This is a genomic window from Neorhizobium turbinariae, from assembly GCF_023223505.1.
GTDB classification, from domain to species: Bacteria; Pseudomonadota; Alphaproteobacteria; order Rhizobiales; family Rhizobiaceae; genus Neorhizobium; species Neorhizobium turbinariae.
Window position 1 is genome coordinate 259990 of sequence record NZ_JALPRY010000008.1, and the last position, 16047, is coordinate 276036.

15 protein-coding genes are annotated in these 16047 nt (G+C 60.3%); 7 read left to right on the forward strand and 8 right to left on the reverse strand.

Annotation, left to right across the window (positions count from 1 at the left end; genetic code table 11):
* The first annotated feature begins 110 nt into the window (after positions 1-110).
* Positions 111-1232: a gluconeogenesis factor YvcK family protein gene (locus tag M0654_RS07805; protein WP_248682580.1), complete on the forward strand. Its 1122-nt coding sequence runs from the start codon at positions 111-113 to the stop codon at positions 1230-1232.
* On the opposite strand, the gene M0654_RS07810 is transcribed toward M0654_RS07805, so the two are convergent.
* Positions 1229-2692, reverse strand: a complete 1464-nt coding sequence (locus M0654_RS07810; protein ID WP_248682581.1) for a glycosyl transferase family protein — start codon at positions 2690-2692, stop codon at positions 1229-1231. The two genes, M0654_RS07805 and M0654_RS07810, sit on opposite strands and share 4 nt — an antisense overlap.
* 253 nt (positions 2693-2945) lie before the next feature.
* On the opposite strand from M0654_RS07810, the gene M0654_RS07815 reads away from it, so the two are divergent.
* The 5 genes from M0654_RS07815 (at position 2946) to M0654_RS07835 (ending at position 6979) form a co-directional block, all read left to right on the forward strand.
* A complete protein-coding gene (locus M0654_RS07815; RefSeq protein ID WP_248682582.1) occupies positions 2946-3872 on the forward strand; it encodes a siderophore ABC transporter substrate-binding protein in 927 nt (308 codons plus the stop codon).
* A 75-nt stretch (positions 3873-3947) separates the two neighbouring features.
* Positions 3948-4910, forward strand: coding sequence for an ABC transporter permease (locus M0654_RS07820; RefSeq protein ID WP_248682583.1), 963 nt, complete (start codon positions 3948-3950; stop codon positions 4908-4910).
* Positions 4900-5865: an iron chelate uptake ABC transporter family permease subunit gene (locus tag M0654_RS07825; protein WP_390919784.1), complete on the forward strand. Its 966-nt coding sequence runs from the start codon at positions 4900-4902 to the stop codon at positions 5863-5865. The genes M0654_RS07820 and M0654_RS07825 overlap by 11 nt, the downstream gene beginning before the upstream one ends.
* Complete coding sequence (locus M0654_RS07830) at positions 5862-6620, forward strand: iron ABC transporter ATP-binding protein (protein WP_248682584.1); 759 nt, start codon at positions 5862-5864, stop codon at positions 6618-6620. Before M0654_RS07825 ends, M0654_RS07830 begins: the two co-directional genes overlap by 4 nt.
* Positions 6621-6676: 56 nt before the next feature.
* Complete coding sequence (locus M0654_RS07835; protein WP_248682585.1) at positions 6677-6979, forward strand: DUF2218 domain-containing protein; 303 nt, start codon at positions 6677-6679, stop codon at positions 6977-6979.
* Positions 6980-7101: 122 nt separating this feature from the next.
* Here the strand turns inward: M0654_RS07835 and M0654_RS07840 are convergent, their stop codons facing one another.
* The 7 genes from M0654_RS07840 to M0654_RS07870 form a co-directional block, all read right to left on the reverse strand.
* A complete protein-coding gene (locus tag M0654_RS07840; RefSeq protein WP_248682586.1) occupies positions 7102-9141 on the reverse strand; it encodes a TonB-dependent receptor domain-containing protein in 2040 nt (679 codons plus the stop codon).
* A 261-nt stretch (positions 9142-9402) separates the two neighbouring features.
* Positions 9403-10203 (reverse strand): M55 family metallopeptidase, encoded by an 801-nt coding sequence (locus tag M0654_RS07845; RefSeq protein WP_248682587.1) that lies wholly within the window; start codon positions 10201-10203, stop codon positions 9403-9405.
* Complete coding sequence (locus M0654_RS07850; RefSeq protein ID WP_248682588.1) at positions 10200-11237, reverse strand: DmpA family aminopeptidase; 1038 nt, start codon at positions 11235-11237, stop codon at positions 10200-10202. Before M0654_RS07850 ends, M0654_RS07845 begins: the two co-directional genes overlap by 4 nt.
* 25 nt (positions 11238-11262) lie before the next feature.
* Complete coding sequence (locus tag M0654_RS07855; protein ID WP_248682589.1) at positions 11263-12006, reverse strand: amino acid ABC transporter ATP-binding protein; 744 nt, start codon at positions 12004-12006, stop codon at positions 11263-11265.
* Between the two features lie 4 nt (positions 12007-12010).
* Positions 12011-13126, reverse strand: coding sequence for an amino acid ABC transporter permease (locus M0654_RS07860; RefSeq protein WP_248682590.1), 1116 nt, complete (start codon positions 13124-13126; stop codon positions 12011-12013).
* A 4-nt stretch (positions 13127-13130) separates the two neighbouring features.
* Positions 13131-13976 carry an ABC transporter substrate-binding protein gene (locus M0654_RS07865; protein ID WP_248682591.1) on the reverse strand — a complete coding sequence of 282 codons (846 nt, stop codon included), beginning with the start codon at positions 13974-13976 and terminating at the stop codon, positions 13131-13133.
* Between the two features lie 37 nt (positions 13977-14013).
* Complete coding sequence (locus M0654_RS07870) at positions 14014-14874, reverse strand: D-amino-acid transaminase (protein WP_248682592.1); 861 nt, start codon at positions 14872-14874, stop codon at positions 14014-14016.
* A 181-nt stretch (positions 14875-15055) separates the two neighbouring features.
* On the opposite strand from M0654_RS07870, the gene M0654_RS07875 reads away from it, so the two are divergent.
* The gene (locus M0654_RS07875) at positions 15056-16045 is read left to right on the forward strand and encodes a LysR family transcriptional regulator (protein WP_248682593.1); all 990 of its coding nucleotides are present in this window, start codon (positions 15056-15058) and stop codon (positions 16043-16045) included.
* The last annotated feature ends 2 nt before the right edge of the window (positions 16046-16047 follow it).

Consider the following 16047-nt stretch of genomic DNA (forward strand, 5'->3'; position numbering starts at 1 on the left):
TATACAGTTTGACTGTATATTTGCCTACGCTCTTTGTGCCCCAGTTGCAAGATGCCGGCCTTGGCCTTTGCGCCTGACGCAGTTATGAGAGTCCGAGATTGTGAGCGCTCATGCAGCGCATCGTATTGTTTTCCGGCGGTACAGCGTGCCGCGCCATCAATATTGCGCTCGCGCGCAAACAGGTGCACCTGACGCGGGTCGTTCCTGCCTGGGACAGTGGCGGCAGCTCAAAGCTGATCCGCGAGAAGCTCGGAATCCTGTCGGTAGGCGACATCCGGCAGGCGCTGATGACCATGGCTCACGGCGAACGTCGCTCGGGCGATGTGGTCAGGATCTTCAACACACGCATCTCTGCTCTGGGCGAGCCTGGAGATGCTCGGACGGAATTCCAGCTATATGCGGAGGGCCGACACCTTCTCCTGGAACGCATGGAGCCGGGCCTCCGGGGCGCGATCCTGAACTATTTGCGGACCTTCGCGACCGCGGCGGGTCCTGACTTCGACTTCCGGAACGGCAGCATCGGCAACTTCATCCTGACCGGCGCATGCATCGCTCACAACGGCGACGTAAACACCGCCATCTTTGTGTTCCGCAAGCTCTGCGGCATTGACGGGAATGTCTGGCCGTCCTCGCTGGACAGCGATCTGATCCTGTCCGGCCGCCTCAGGAACGGCGCGCGCCGCGCGCCGCAGGACGTACTGACAAAACTGTCGGAAGCCGATGCGGCAATCGGGATCGAGGGCATCGAGCTCACCAGTGAGAGCGGCAAGAAACCTGCTGCAAACAACGCCGTCATCGAAGCCGTCGAGGCCGCGGATGTGGTGGTGTTCGGCCCGGGGAGTTTTTATACCAGCATTCTCCCGCATCTGCTTGTCGGAGGCGTCGCTGAGGCCGTCGAACGCGCACGGTGCCCGTTGCTGTTTGTCGGCAACATCCTGCAATGTCGCGAAACGCTGGGCATGACGCTGAACGACGTTCTGGACCGGTTCCTTTGCACGTGGCGGAACGTGAGCACCACCCAATCCGCACCGCTTGTACAGGTCCTGGCCAACCGGGTGCTGCTGCCGTTTGGACGTTCGCTCGGCGCTTTTCCTTACCTGACGGCACACGCCGAAACCCAAGATGCCGGCACCGGCTACGACCTCATCGAAGATGAGTTCGAAGATGCCTGGAACAGAGGCCAACACGACGGAGATCTGGTTGCCGAACGCATACTGGCGCTCGCGGGCTAGGTATGGCGCCTACGCTTGAGCCACTGATCCGTTGCCTCAGTCAGGCAGGCTTCGAAACTGCTGCGCGAGTTACGTGAGATCGCAAAGAGCGCCGTCGCTGCTGTATAGATGATCGAGGCCTCGGCCAGATCGTCACGAGCCGCGCCTGACCACACGGCCTCCCAATATTCCCTTTGACTGAAACCGCTGCTTGGCAGTCCGGTACCGGTGATACCCGAGCATGCCGGCACCCGCTCACTCGACTCCTTACCATTGATGACGCGCATCAGGTTTGTCACGCGGCTCGGATTGATCTGGGCGAAACTGCGCACGGCACCCAAGATCGTCACGTTCTCCATTCCCAACAGCTTCACGACGTCTCCATAGATCGCCAACGAAGCACCCCCTGGGGCTCCGGTCAATGTCGCAGACGCAGCGAATGGATTGATGAGCGGCACGACGTTGTGAAGCGGCGTGCGGCTTTCAAGCAGCGGGTGGAGGTTGAGGATGCTCTGCGTGCGCGGCGCAAAGGCGGCCAGCGGCACATAGGCGATGTTGCACGCGCCAAGCGCCGCAGAGACTTCCGGTGCCGTTACGCAGACCGGGATGCCGGCGTACTCGGCAGCCTGCTCGAGCTTGCCGCTATCGCGACCGTTGCCGAAATGGCCGTGCATGACGACGCGGTAGCCCGCCGCCGTGACAAGCCGTGCCGAATGGATGAACCATGGCGGCCTCTTCCAACGCGGCGATACATAGACCGGCCAGTCCAGATCCGGCTGATGATTGATCGCAACCGTTGGAGCGATTGCCTCGCGTATCGCCTCCACGAATCCCGCAAGCTCCAGCGCCGTCGGTCCACGATATTGCAGGGTCATCAACAGTGCACCAAGCTGCACCGCATCTGCCTCCCCCCGCAGGATGATGGTCAGAGCATCGCGCGCTTCCTCCCGCGCGAGCGTGCGGCTTCGTCCCGGGCCCGGGGAGGTGAGCGCGATATATTTAGCCAGTCTGCGTTGCGGTTCTTCGTTGTCGCCGATTGCAGCAATCCGCCTTGCGATCACCGACGGCGTCGGTGCAGCTTCGAGAACGTCGCCGCGGGAGACCGCGAGCGGCGGGGCTGCGACCCTTGAGCGCTTCTGCCAGCCATCCGCCGGCTGTTCGACCACTGGCTGGGCGACATGTACGTCCGGTGCTTGAGTCCAGCCCTCTCCCTTCAGAAGCGCTTCCGTTTCTTCCGCCAGCGCGCGAACCCGCAACCTCAAGGATTCAGCAAACGGCGTTGGCCGCAAGCCGCGGCCGGTCCGAATGAAGATCGGATCGTTGTAGAGGTTTCTCAACTCTCCCAACATGCGGCTGACGGCGGACACCTGCAGTTCCAGGCTGGCGGCAGCACCCGTCACGCTTCCTTCCCGCAACAGGGCATCGAGCGCGAGAAGAAGCTTGATCTTGCCGATCGGTGGGAGCTTGCCGTCGTTCGTCATTTCGTGTCGTCAGATGTTTGTCGGCACAAGCAGAACGATCAGGAACGACCTTGCCTGCCGGGTTCCGTCGCGCGTAACATAAGCTTCCTCATCTTCTCAACTTTCTTTTTGAACCCGGCACCATTTTGCGATAATCGCAAATTGGAATGGCTAAAGAAAAGATGATTTGACGCTCCCCTTGGCCGGTCGATAACTGGCTTCAACCACTCAACTTATCTTGGCCAAGCACGTTTGGCCGAGCGCGGAGATGATAATGTTCGCAATACCCCGGACCTTCCACCTTGCTCTCGCCCTTGCCGGTGCGGTCTTTGCTGCGCAGGCAATGCCATCGGCGGCTGCCGAGATCGTCGTCAAGCACAGCAAGGGTGAAACTACCCTGCCGTCGACGCCTGCAAAGGTGCTTGTGTTCGACATGGCGAGCCTTGATACGCTCCATACCCTCGGCGTCGAAGTCGCAGGCGTTCCTTCTGGGGCGAAGCCCGAGTATCTTTCGAAATATGCGGGCACGGATGTCCTGAATATCGGGTCCCTCTTCGAGCCGGATTATGAAGCGGTTAACGCCGCACAGCCGGACCTCATCATCGTCGGCGGCCGGTCGTCCGCGAAGTTCGAGGACCTGGCAAAAATCGCGCCGACCATCGACATGACAATCGACCAGACGAAGTTCGTCGAAAGCGCCAAGCAGAACGTCGAGACGTTGGCGGAAGTCTTTAGCAAGAAAGCCGAAGCTGAAGCTGCCCTTCAAAAGCTCGACGCATCTGTCTCTACACTAAAAGACAAGGCAGCGTCTGCCGGCAAGGGTCTGCTCATCCTCACCACCGGTGGCAAGATGAGCACCTATGGTGCGGGTTCGCGTTTCGGTCTGCTCTTCACGGACTACGGCGTCCAGCAGGCGGATGAGAACATCAAGGTCGGCCAGCACGGCCAGCCGATTTCGTTCGAATACATTCTCGAGCGTAACCCTGACTGGCTGTTCGTCATCGACCGCGACGCAGCAATCGGCCGCGACGGACAGGCGGCTGCCAAATTCCTCGACAACGAGATCGTCGCCCAGACCACTGCCTGGAAAAAGAAGCAGGTTGTCTATCTCGACTCGACCGCATGGTACTTGGTTGGTGGTGGCCTCACCGCCATGCAGAACACCGTGGATCAGTTGACCAAGGCCTTCGACGCCAAGTAATCAGGTCCGAACAGAAATGATCGGCAGCAACCGGTTCATCGGTTGCTGCCGCTTCTGCATTTTCATGGTGACGTCTTGAAGCTCTTCCTCCTTGCCCTGCTGGCCACCGCTGCCGTCGCAGTCGCAAGCTTGTTTGTGGGCGTCAGCGAGGTGTCACTCCTTCGCCTCCTTTCTGGCGAGGGTGACGAGAAGATGCTGATGGTGCTCGCCGGAAGCCGCGTGCCCCGGACATTGGCCCTGATCCTGGCCGGCGCCGGAATGGCTGTGGCCGGAACGATCATGCAGATGCTTTCCCGCAACCGCTTCGTTGAACCTTCGACGGCTGGTACGGTGGAATCGGCAAGCCTCGGCATGCTGTTTGTGCTTCTTGTGGCGCCGGACCTGCCGGTGATGGTGAAGATGCTGGTCGCGGCTGCCTTCGCGCTGGCGGGAACGGCTGTCTTCCTCGGCATTCTGCGGCGGGTACCGTTGCGCTCCCCCGTTTTGGTGCCGCTCGTCGGCCTGATGCTCGGAGGCGTCATCAACGCCTGCACCACCTTCTTCGCATACCGTTACGACCTGATGCAGGCCATGGGTGCCTGGACGAGCGGCGACTTCTCGGCGGTCCTGCGGGGCCGTTATGAGGTGCTGTGGATTGCGCTCGCGCTGACCATGGCCGCTTATATTGCCGCTGATCGCTTCACTGTGGCCGGCATGGGGGAAGATTTTTCGACCAATCTCGGGCTGAACTACCGCAAGGTCGTCACGCTCGGCCTCGTCATCGTATCCATGGTGACTGCATCGGTGGTGGTGACCGCCGGCATTCTGCCCTTCATCGGCCTGATCATCCCCAATCTCGTCAGCATGGCGATGGGCGACCGGCTGCGCCACACGCTGCCGTGGATCGCGCTCAGCGGTGCAGCACTCGTGCTCCTGTGTGACACGGTCGGACGCATCGTCAACGCACCTTACGAGATCCCGGTCGGCTCGGTGCTCGGCATCATCGGCAGCATCTTCTTCCTGCATATGCTGTTGCGGAGGCGATACCGTGCAGCATGAGAAGAAGCGTTCGCCGATCGTGGTCCTCACGATCATCGCGGTCGTTGCGGCTGCCGCAGTTGTCGCCTTCATGACGATTGGCGCCCGCGGCAACTGGGGCTTCGTCCTGTCATTCCGCGGCACCAAGCTTTTTGCACTGATCCTCGTTGCCTACTCCATTGCCGTCTCGACGGTGCTGTTCCAGACGATCACCAACAACCGCATCCTGACACCGGCGATCATGGGCTTCGACTGGCTCTACATGCTACTGCAGACGCTTTTCGTATTCGTGCTGGGCGCGGCTGCGACGTCCGCTCTCGATGCGCGATTGATGTTTGCCATCGAAGTCGGCGCTATGCTGGCCTTCTCCCTGGTGCTCTACCGCTTCATGTTTTCCGGCGCAGTGAAGGACCTGCACCTGCTGCTGCTTATCGGGGTGGTGTTCGGCACCCTGTTCCGCAGCCTGTCTGGCTTTCTCCAGCGTCTAATCGATCCGAACGACTTCGTGGTTCTCCAGGACCGGTTGTTTGCAAGCTTCAATGGGGTCGACTCGAACCTTCTGCTGATCTCCACGCTGTTCGTTGCCGGCGCTAGTGCATTGGGACTGCGGATCTTCCACACCTTCGACGTGATGTCCTTGGGGCGGGAAACGGCGATCTCGCTTGGTGTCGATCATCGGCGGGTGACGATGACGGTGCTTGCGATCGTGACCGTGCTCGTTTCGGCCTCTGCAGCACTGGTCGGCCCGGTAACCTTCTTTGGCCTGCTCGTCGCCAACCTCGCTTATATCCTGATGCCGACTGGCAAACATCGCTTCGTCCTTCCGGCGGCGATCCTGATTGCAATTATCTGTCTCGTAGGCGGCCAGACGATCCTTGAGCGCGTCTTCGCTTTCGACACCGCGCTGTCGATCGTTATCGAGTTTGCGGGCGGGCTTTTCTTCATCTTCTATCTTCTCAGGGGCAATGCCCGATGATCGAAATCGCTGACGTCACCAAAGCCTATGGCAATACAACCGTGGTGGACCATGTCACCGCGAAGCTGCCGAAGGGCGGCATCACGTCCATCATCGGGCCCAACGGCGCCGGCAAATCGACGCTGCTGTCGATGATCGCCCGACTGATTCCGAGCGACCAAGGCACGGTGCTGGTTGACGGACTGGATGTTGCCCACACCTCAGGTGAAACGCTGGCACGCCGGCTGTCGATCCTGCGCCAGGACAACCACATGACGGCACGGCTTACCGTGCGGGATCTCGTCGCATTCGGGCGCTACCCGTACAGCAAGGGGCGGACGACCGCGGAAGATCAGGCTCATATCGTTCGCGCGCTTGGTTATCTCGGACTGGAAGAACTGGGTGACCGGTTCTTGGACGAACTTTCCGGCGGACAAAGGCAGCGCGCCTTCGTTGCCATGGTGCTCTGCCAGGACACCGACTACATGCTGTTCGACGAACCGTTGAACAACCTCGACATTCGCCATGCTGTCGGCATGATGAAGCTTCTCGGCAACGCCGCGCGGGATTTCGGCAAGACGGTGGTCGTGGTTCTACACGACGTCAACTTCGCCTCCTGCTACTCGAACCACATCATCGTCATGCGCGACGGCAAGCTTTTCCTGCAGGGCACACCACACGAGATCATCCGTCCCGATACGCTGGAGCAGACCTATGGCTGCCCGTTCGATGTCCAGGACATCGGCGGAAACCGGATTGCCGTCTATTACACGTAACCGAGAGGGTCGCCTGCCGCGCTCCAAACGTCACCTCAACGACAGAAGAAGATATCATGACCGAACAGCAGACCCGCGCGAAAAGCCACGCCAGCATCCCGACTGAACATGCGAGCAAATACCTGCAGCAGTTGTGCAAGCATTTCGCGCATAAGCGCCCCGTGACGTTCGACGAACACAGGGGCCAGATCAGCCTGATGAGCGGCGATTGTTACTTGCTGGCCGAAGATGCGGCGCTGGCTGTCCGAGTGGAGGCCGAAGACACCGAGAACCTGCCACAACTGGAGGATGTCGTGGTGCGCCACCTTGTCCGCTTTGCTTTCCGTGAGGAACTGCAGGTCGAGTGGACGAAGGCCTGATCACAGCCTCCCGCAGCGAGGGTAAAAACATAAAAAGCCCTGCCGATCGATCTCGGCGGGGCCTTTTTTGGTTCGGGCAAACAGCCGGCACTGCAATCCACCAGCGCCGTCTGTTGTCTTGATCAAAACGACTTGCTGACGCTGAGCCAGAAGCGGCGCCCTTCGACGACAGTGTTGAAGTCCGTCTGCTCGATCTTCTTGTCGAAGACGTTGTAGACGGCCGCATTCATCGTCACGCCTTCGCCCGCGTCGAACTTCGCGCCGATATCGAACGTGGCGTAAGCGTCGTACTTGCGTCCCGGCTGGCCATTGATCGTCACCGGACGACCATTCGTTCCAATCCGGGCGCCAGCCGCGATTTCTTCACCGTGGTAGTTGCCGGACACCCATGCCTCAAGGCCTTCGATCGGCGTGATCCAGTCCAGACGGATATTGGCCATGTGCTCTGGCGTGCGGGCGAGCGGGAAGCCAGCGTAATCACCTGTCTGCTGCTCCGAATGTGTGTAGGTGTAGCTGCCGCGCACCGTCAGCTCTGGCGTCGCATACCATTTGGCCGTCAGTTCAACGCCCTGGATCACCGCATCGTCAATGTTGTAGCTGTACCAGAGCCGGTAGTTCGGATCTTCCGACCAGCGCTCGGGCGTACCATCAGGCCTCAGGACCAGTGCATTGCTGATCTTGTCCTTGAAGTCGGTGTAGAAATAGGTCGCACCGAGAACCAGATCATCCTGCTCCCAGACCGCACCGATTTCATAGCTGGTGCTAGTTTCCGCCTTCAGGTCCGGATCCCCGATGATGACGCCGCAGGTGCCCGCCGGACCGTAGGAGCAGCCGCTGCCGCCGGTCGTCATGGCGTAACCGGGCGCAATCTGGCGGATGTCCGGTGCACGGAAGCCGGTCGAAACGCCGCCCTTGATTGTCAGGTCGTCGGTCGCGTTCCAGACGCCGTAGATGCGCGGAGTCAGGTTGTCGCCGTAAACCTCGTGGTGGTTGAGGCGCAAGCCGGTGGTCAGTGCGAAGTCATCCGTGATCTTCCACTCGTCTTCGGCAAACAGCGCCCACTGTTCAATGCTGAAAGTTTCGGTGACACCGGTGCGCCGGCCCGGGTTCTGGTCACGCAGCCGGCCTTCCATGTACTGCCCGCCTGTGATGACCGTGTGCTGGCCCAGAAGTTCAAACGGCGTCGTGAACTTGCCGTCGACGACGGTGTTGCGGATCTGCGGTGCACGCGGATTGCGCACGAAACTGCCGGTCGCAGCATCATAGTTGTAGGTCGTGCGCGTACCCCATTCCTGCTGGATGGAGAATTCCGAGGTTGTCGGTCCCCAGCGCCCGGTATGCGACAGTGACCAATGATCACGGTCGTGGTGAGGCTCGGTGGCAGCGGCAGTCGCCTCCAGGGTTTCACCGGGACGCGCCTTGCGCTCGATGCGGCTCAGGCCGCCCTGCAGGACGATGTCATGGTCTTCATTCGGCGTCAGCGTCAGGCGGCCGCCAATATCGCCTTCCTTGGCACCCGTGATGCCGCTGAGGAAGCTGTCTTCGCCGCGCTTGTAGCCACGTCCCCAGATCTGCAGGCCGAGCGTATCCTTCAGGATCGGGCCATTGGCATAGAAGGAGACCTGACCGCTATTGCCGAACTTGCTGTGCTGCTGAAGGGTGGCTTCGGTCGTGACACTTCCGGACCAGGCGTTCGAGACCTTGCGCGTGATGATGTTGATGACACCGCCCATGGCATCCGAACCGTAGAGCGAGGACATCGGACCACGAACGACCTCGATGCGCTCGATGGCGGAAACCGGAGGAATGAAGCTCTGCTCAAAGCCGGAGCTTCCGTTTGGGCGTGCGTCTCTGGTGCTCTGCCGTTTTCCGTCAACCAGGATCAATGTGTAGGTGCCGGGCAGGCCTCGGATATAGATGTCCTTCTCGTTGGCAACACCGGTCACGGCGACACCCTGGACTTCGCGAAGCGCATCGGTCAGGTCACGGAACGCACCTTTTTCCAACTCCTCGCGCGTGACGACGGTGATGCTCGCAGGTGCATCCTTCACGTTCTGCTCGAACCCGGATGCCGTCACGACGATCGTCTCGAGGACGGAATCGTCTTGCGCATCCTGCGCCAGGGAATTGCCGGCAGCGCTGAGGATTGTTCCGGCCAGCATCAGCCGAACCACCCTCTTGCGTCTAGCCTTGCTGTTATTCCACCCCGGAACTGCTGCCCCTGTCATTTACGCATCACCCCATAAACTTGAACATTCCAGTCAGGTTCTTAGCGAGGAAGATCGGAGCCAACAACACGGCTCTTTTAGAAGGCTTCTAAATGCATAAGATCGCAAATTGCCCCGGCGCACGCGATTGCACGACGGTCTACACACCCATTCCGGTCAGCAAAAAACGGCAACGGAATGCAAAAAACCTGCGGATCAATCGAGCAGAAAACGCAGGGCGCGCTGGACCTCGAAAAAGTCATCAGACTTAAAGCCGATAGCGCGTGGTCCGCAAATAGAAGCACCCGGATACCATGACGCGCGATAGGCATCGGTTGGGTTCACGAACTCGACCGTTACCTCGTACGGGCCATCGACGGTCGGCACGGTACGCGAGGAGAGACCTTCCAGGCTCGTCTTCACGCCGTTGAAGATCGCCTCTCGCGCCTGCGCTGGCGAAATGGAAAGTGACGCGCGGCCGAAACCTTCAAGTGTTGCGACCGTCTCGATGTCCGGCACTAACGCGCGTGCATCAGCGCAGATTTCGGCATCACCGGCGAGGAAGGCAGACGGCACCTTGTAGCGGGCTGCGCAGAGCGCATTGAAGGTGAATTCGGAAGCGACTTTCCCGTTGAGGAGCACGCGCGAAACGCGCGTCGTCGTGGTGTGGGCGAGCGGGTTGGCTTCCGACCCCGCCTTTGCATGATAGCCCGTATAGATGGCAGCGGCGAAGTCTGAACCGATGCCGAACATCATGGAGTCCGGGTGGCCGGACCAGCCGCGCATGATCTTTGCATAGGCTGGCAAACGATCAACGATGATGTTGCGGCCGCTCTCATGCGCGTCCTTGATCAAAACCTCGGTTGCACCCGCCGCACGCGCACCTTCGCAAGCCGCGAGCACCTCGCCGGTCATCAACTCGCGAAACTCTTGGTAGTCCGCCTTTTCACGATCGGCCTCATCCCAGTGGGCGATGCCGGCCGTACCCTCGATGTCGGCGGATAGGAAGATCTTCATCTCTGTTGCTCTTTCGCCCAATCCGCAAGCGACGGGAACACCTTGCCGGAGCGGCCAGTCGTTGCCGGGGCCGCAGCGAGAGCATTCAAGATCGCTTCCTGTGTCGCCTCTGCCGCCGCACGGAATGCCAGGTCGATGTGGTCGTTGTCGAGCATCTGCACGGTCTGGAAATCAGGCCCTTCGTGCACAACCTGGTCGGCGGTCGTGAAACTCACCACAATGTCGCCAGAACCGTTGCCCCAGAAGGCACCGAGACGCGCAATACCGGCGCCTGCACGACGGGCAACGCGCTGCAATTGCCGATCGCCAAGCGGCAGGTCGGTGGCGACGATGACGATGATCGAGCCCTGTTCCGGCGCGCTGACGTCATTCGGCGAAGGACGGCGTCCATCAGGCAAGGTGAGGTCGCCAGCGCGACCAAAGTTGGCGAGCACCAGGGAACCGAGCGTGAACTCCTGTTTGCCCATGCTGAAGTGACGGGAGGATGTGCCAATGCCGGCCTTGAAGCCGAAGGCTGTCATGCCGGTTCCAGCCCCAACCGCGCCCTGTTCGACGACGCCGGGTGCGGCTGCATCCAACGCAGCGAATGCATCGTCCACGGTCACCGCCATGGCCTGGATGTCGCTGATCTGGCCATCGTTGCATTCGCAAACAACGGCGTTCACCGTCGACGTCTGTCTGCCGATCTTCGGGTTCTGCTCTATCGCCCGCCGGATCAGCGCCTCAGTGCAGGCGGCGACGCCGAAGGTATTAGTCAGCAGAATGGGCGTCTCGATCGTACCGAGTTCGGCGATCTGCACGAGGCCGCCGGACTTCCCGAAACCGTTGATGACCTCCACCGCCCCACGTACCTTCGAGCGGAAGAGATCGCCCTGATGCGGCACGACTGCCGTAACGCCGGTCGCAAGCCCGTCACCTTGAAGTGTGCGGTGCCCGACGGTCACGCCCGGTACATCGGTGATGGCATTGTTCGCGCCGGTCGGGAGGCTGTTGACGCCATCGGTCCAGAGGCCAAGGCTGCGGGCTGTACTCATGATCAATGTCCTCGTCCGGCTGCCGTTAGATGCGGCCAGCTTTCTTCAAGCTTCTCAGGAAGGCCTGCGTCCGCTCACCCTTCGGATTGCCGAACAATTCGGCCGGCGGGCCCTGCTCGTAAACCTGTCCAGCCTGCAGGAAGCAGATCCGGTTGGCCACCTCGCGCGCAAAACCCATTTCATGCGTTGCAAGGATCATGGTCATGCCACGGGCCGCAAGATCGCGCACGATATCCAGCACTTCGGAAACCAGTTCCGGGTCAAGCGCCGAGGTGATCTCGTCGAGGAGGAGCAGCATCGGATCCATCATCAGGGCGCGGACGATGGCCACCCGCTGCTGCTGGCCGCCGGACATCCGGTCCGGATATTCATTCGCCTTGTGGGCAAGGCCGATCCGCTCCAGGAAGGCCATGGCCTTTTCGCTCGCTTCGCGCTTACCCATACCGAGCACCTTGGTCGGTGCAAGGATGGTGTTCTCGAGCACCGTCATGTGCGGGAAGAGGTTATACCCCTGGAAGACGATGCCGATGTCGCGACGCAACCGGTCAAGATCCACGCCCGGGCCGGTAATGCGATCGCCATGGATGCGTATCTCGCCTGAGGAGATCTCCTCAAGCCGGTTGATGCAGCGAAGCAGCGTGGACTTGCCGCAGCCCGAGGGGCCGATGAGGCAGACGACCTCATGTTCGTCGACATTCAGCGTCAGGTTGGATATGACTTCCAGCACCCCGTAGTGCTTTGTGACGCCATTGATTTCGAGAAGCGACATGCGCTCAGCCCCCTGCTCGCATGCGTTTACGATCACGATCGATCAACTTGTCCACCAGGCGCGCCTGCGGAATGGTGATGACGATGAAGAGGATGGCAACCGTCGTCACAGCCGAGAGATTGAAGTTGTTGGCGGCGATGATCTTCGACTGGTTGAAGGCGTCGATCGTGCCGATGATGGCAACCAGCGCCGTATCTTTTTGCAAACTGATGCAGTTGTTCATCAGCGGCGGGATGATGTTGCGTACCGCGAGCGGCACCACGACATACCGCATCGTCTTGGTGTGGCTGAGCCCGAGCGAGCGCGCCGCAGCGACCTGACTGTGGTGCACGCCTTCGATGCCTGCGCGATAAACCTCCGACGTATAGGCGCCATAGGTCAGCGTCAGGGCGATGATCGCATAAGAGGTAGAGCCGAGATCCGACAGGATCGGAAGATTGGTGAGCGGCAGGCCAAAACCGATGAGATAGATCGTGATGATGGCGGGAAGGCCACGGAAAAGGTCACCATAGGCCGTTGCGAGATAACGCAAGGGCCGGCCAGCCTCGCCGGGAAGCGTGCGGGCAATCGCGATCAGCAAGGACCATACGAGGATCAGCACAGCCGAGACGGCGAAGATGGTCACATTGGTGCCGAAGGCCCAGATCACCTTGCCAGCCGAGCTTTGGATGAGTTCGAGGTCGAAGAACGTGCGACTGACTGCGGCGTCATTGACTGCCATGAACCAGGCGCCGGCGGTCACCACCAGCAGCGCTCCGCTCCAGGACAAGGCCTTCCACGATGCAAGCGAGGCCTCGGCGCCGAGTGCGCGTGCCTCATAGACATCCGCATGACGACGCGCCGCGGCCGATTTCATCGCAGCCCGAATGGCCAGCAGCAGGACGTAACCCGCGGCCACGGCCGCGATGCCACCGGGAATCAAGGCCGCGACTTTGGAAACGCCCTGTTCGACGGCATAGCTGCCGATGTGCTGCGCCGAAACGGCCACGAGGAAGAAACAGAAGATCGCGATGACAAGCGTCAGTGTTGTGCGCAGACCGTGGGTCTGCGTGGTGCCCCGGGCGCGCCACGTTGCAGCGCGCCCGGTTTCACTATGCATTTCTGAGGACGAACCAGCCATCAGCTCAGTATTTCCAGACCGGCACATCTTCCGGCTTCAGTCCGCCGCGTTCGGCGGCGAGATACTGTTCTTCGAGAGCCTTGAGAGTACCATCTGCCGCAAGATCAGCAATGACCTTGTCGATTGCCGGCTTTGCAGCGGATCCCTTCTGGTAGATACCGGCAGTATCGCGGCCGCTCGGGAACTGGCCGACGACCTTCAGCTTGCCGTTGGAGTTTGCAACCTGACCCAGGATGACAGAGATATCTGTCATGACGACATCGACATTGCCCGCGGCAAGGGCGGTGAACATGGCGCCCGTATCGTCGAATACCGAGAGCTTGGCGTCCGGCAGGTTTTCCTGCGCCCACTGAACCATGATCGTGCCGGCCTGGGTGCCAAGCTTGGTGGTCTTGATGCCGGCTTCATCAACAGGAGCATCCGCACGCGTTGCGAGACCAAAAGCACCACTCGCATAAGGGGTCGAGAAGTCGACGACCTTCTTGCGCGGCTCGGTCACGGAGATCAGCGCAAGCGCGATGTCGAATTCCTTGTTCTGACCAGCAACGATCGAGTCGAAGGAAGCGTTCTTCAGCACGACCTTGTCGATGCCTAGGCGGTGCGCAATGTTGACTGCCATGCAGAACTCGCGGCCGCTCTCGACTGTTTCAGGCGTGTCGCCGTTGAACTCGCCGACTGCCGGAAGGTTGATGACCACCGTGAACTGGCCGGGAACAGCCGTCTCGACCTTCTCGCTGCCACGCTCGCCATAGAGCTTGCAATCGCCATAGCCTTCGGCGGCAAGTGCCGGAGCGGACAATGCCATCAGGCAACCAAGAGCAGTTCCGATAAATTTCGAATTGAGTTTCATGTGTTCGCCTCTGTCGATGCTTCGTTGTGGTTTGGTCTTAGCCCGCTGCCTTGGGTATGTTTACCGTTTCAAGGTAGTAGGCCTGCAATTGCCGGGTCACGGGACCGGGCACACCCCCATTCAGGCTGACGTCACCGATACGAACGATAGGCGTCACTAGACTGGTTGCGGATGTTTGGAACGCCTCAGCCGCACCCTGGGCTTCGGCAATGGTGAATGGGCGCTCCTCCAAGACAACGTCATGGGCGCTGCAAAGCTTGAGAAGCGCCGCACGAGTGCAGCCCGGCAGGATAGCCTTCGAGTTGCCGCGCGTGATGATGCGCCTATCATGCGTCACGATGAACGCGCTCGAAGACGCGCCTTCGGTAATCGCGCCATCTTCGAAGAACCAGGTGTCGTCGAAGCCCGTAGCCTTCGCCTGGCGCTTGGCCATCACCTGCCCGAGCAGCATGACCGTCTTGATATCGCGGCGCTCCCAGCGGGGATCCTCAGCAAGATTGACAGACAAGCCCTGCTTCTGGCCCTTGCTGCCGAGCAGGTTCTTGACCTGTGTGAAGGCAATGAAGGTCGGCTCCAGACCATCGGAATAAAGGAAATCGCGGTCTTCCGCGCCACGCGACACCTGAAGATAAACCGTGCCCTCTACCAACGCGTTCTTCTCGATGAGCGCAAGCTGGATCGCTTCGATCTCCTCACGTGAGAGCGGCATGGGGATGGAAAGTTCCGACAGCGAGCGTTCCAGGCGCGCCAGATGCAAGTCGTTGTCGACCATCTTGCCGCCGATCACGGCAGTGACTTCGTACACGGCGTCGCCGAACAAGAAGCCGCGATCAAACAGGCTCAGCTTGGCCTCGTTCTCGGCGACGAACTCCCCGCCGCAATACACTATTCTGGCCATATCCTAGCCCAGCCCCTCGCATGTCATTTCCGAGTCGGAGCCTATTGCGCTGCACAAAGACTGGCCAATTCACATTGAGCAGCAGATGATGCAAAAAATGCATACTCATTCGAAATCAATGGCTTTATGAACGGGTGCGGGGGTTGAAGAAGATGCGCGACTTCGCGCGGGGCGGTGTTAAATGGAATTGAAGTGGCTGGAAGATTTTGTAACGCTTGCGGATACGTCGAGCTTTTCGCGCTCCGCTGAATTGCGGAACGTGTCGCAGCCGGCGTTCAGTCGACGCATCAAGCAACTGGAAGTCTGGCTTGGTGCTGCACTCATCAAACGCGGAGCGGTTCCCGCGGAATTGACACCCGCGGGCCGCAGCTTTCTTCCCATCGCACAAGACACGATCCGGGCACTTTATGCGGCGCGCGAGACGCTGCAACCGGCTTCCGATGCAGGGATGGTCAGGTTCGCCGCGCTCCATACGCTGACTGTCACCTTCATTCCGAACTGGCTGCAGGTGCTCGAAAAGACCGCGCCCGATACCCGTCTCTGCTTTATACCCGACCGCGGCGGCATCGAAGCCAATCTCGCTGCTCTCGTGGATGGGGAGGCGGACTTTTTCCTCACCTATACAAACCCGCGGGTTCCGCTTCATCTCGACCGCGAGCACTTCGACTTCCTGTCGGTTGGCCGCGATCGCCTGCTGCCCGTCGCGGCACCCATGCTACGTCTCGATCGCGATCGCTGGACGGCGGGAGACAACATTCTCGACAAGGCTTTGGCCGAACACTTCACCCTGCCCTATCTCAGCTATGGCTACAGCTCGTTCTTCGGCGTGGCGCTGGGCAAGCTCTTTTCCCAACAGCCCAGCTTCCGCCGGCGTGCAGTCCATGAGAACGCGATCAGCGCCGGCCTCAAGACCATGACCTGCACGGGCGCCGGCATCTGCTGGCTGCCGGAAAGCCTGGTGGAGGAAGAACTTCGGACCGGCAAACTCGTTTCGGCAACATCCAGTTCGGACTGGACGCTTGACCTCGAGATCGTGCTCTACCGGCATGTCGGCAACCAGACGCGCAACGTCAACGCCTTTTGGAACAATGCCCGCCAGGTAAGCGGGACAGCCGTCGGGCGAAAGTTCCCTGTCGCGGAAACGGTGATGCAAATGGCCTCAGGAGAGTAGCT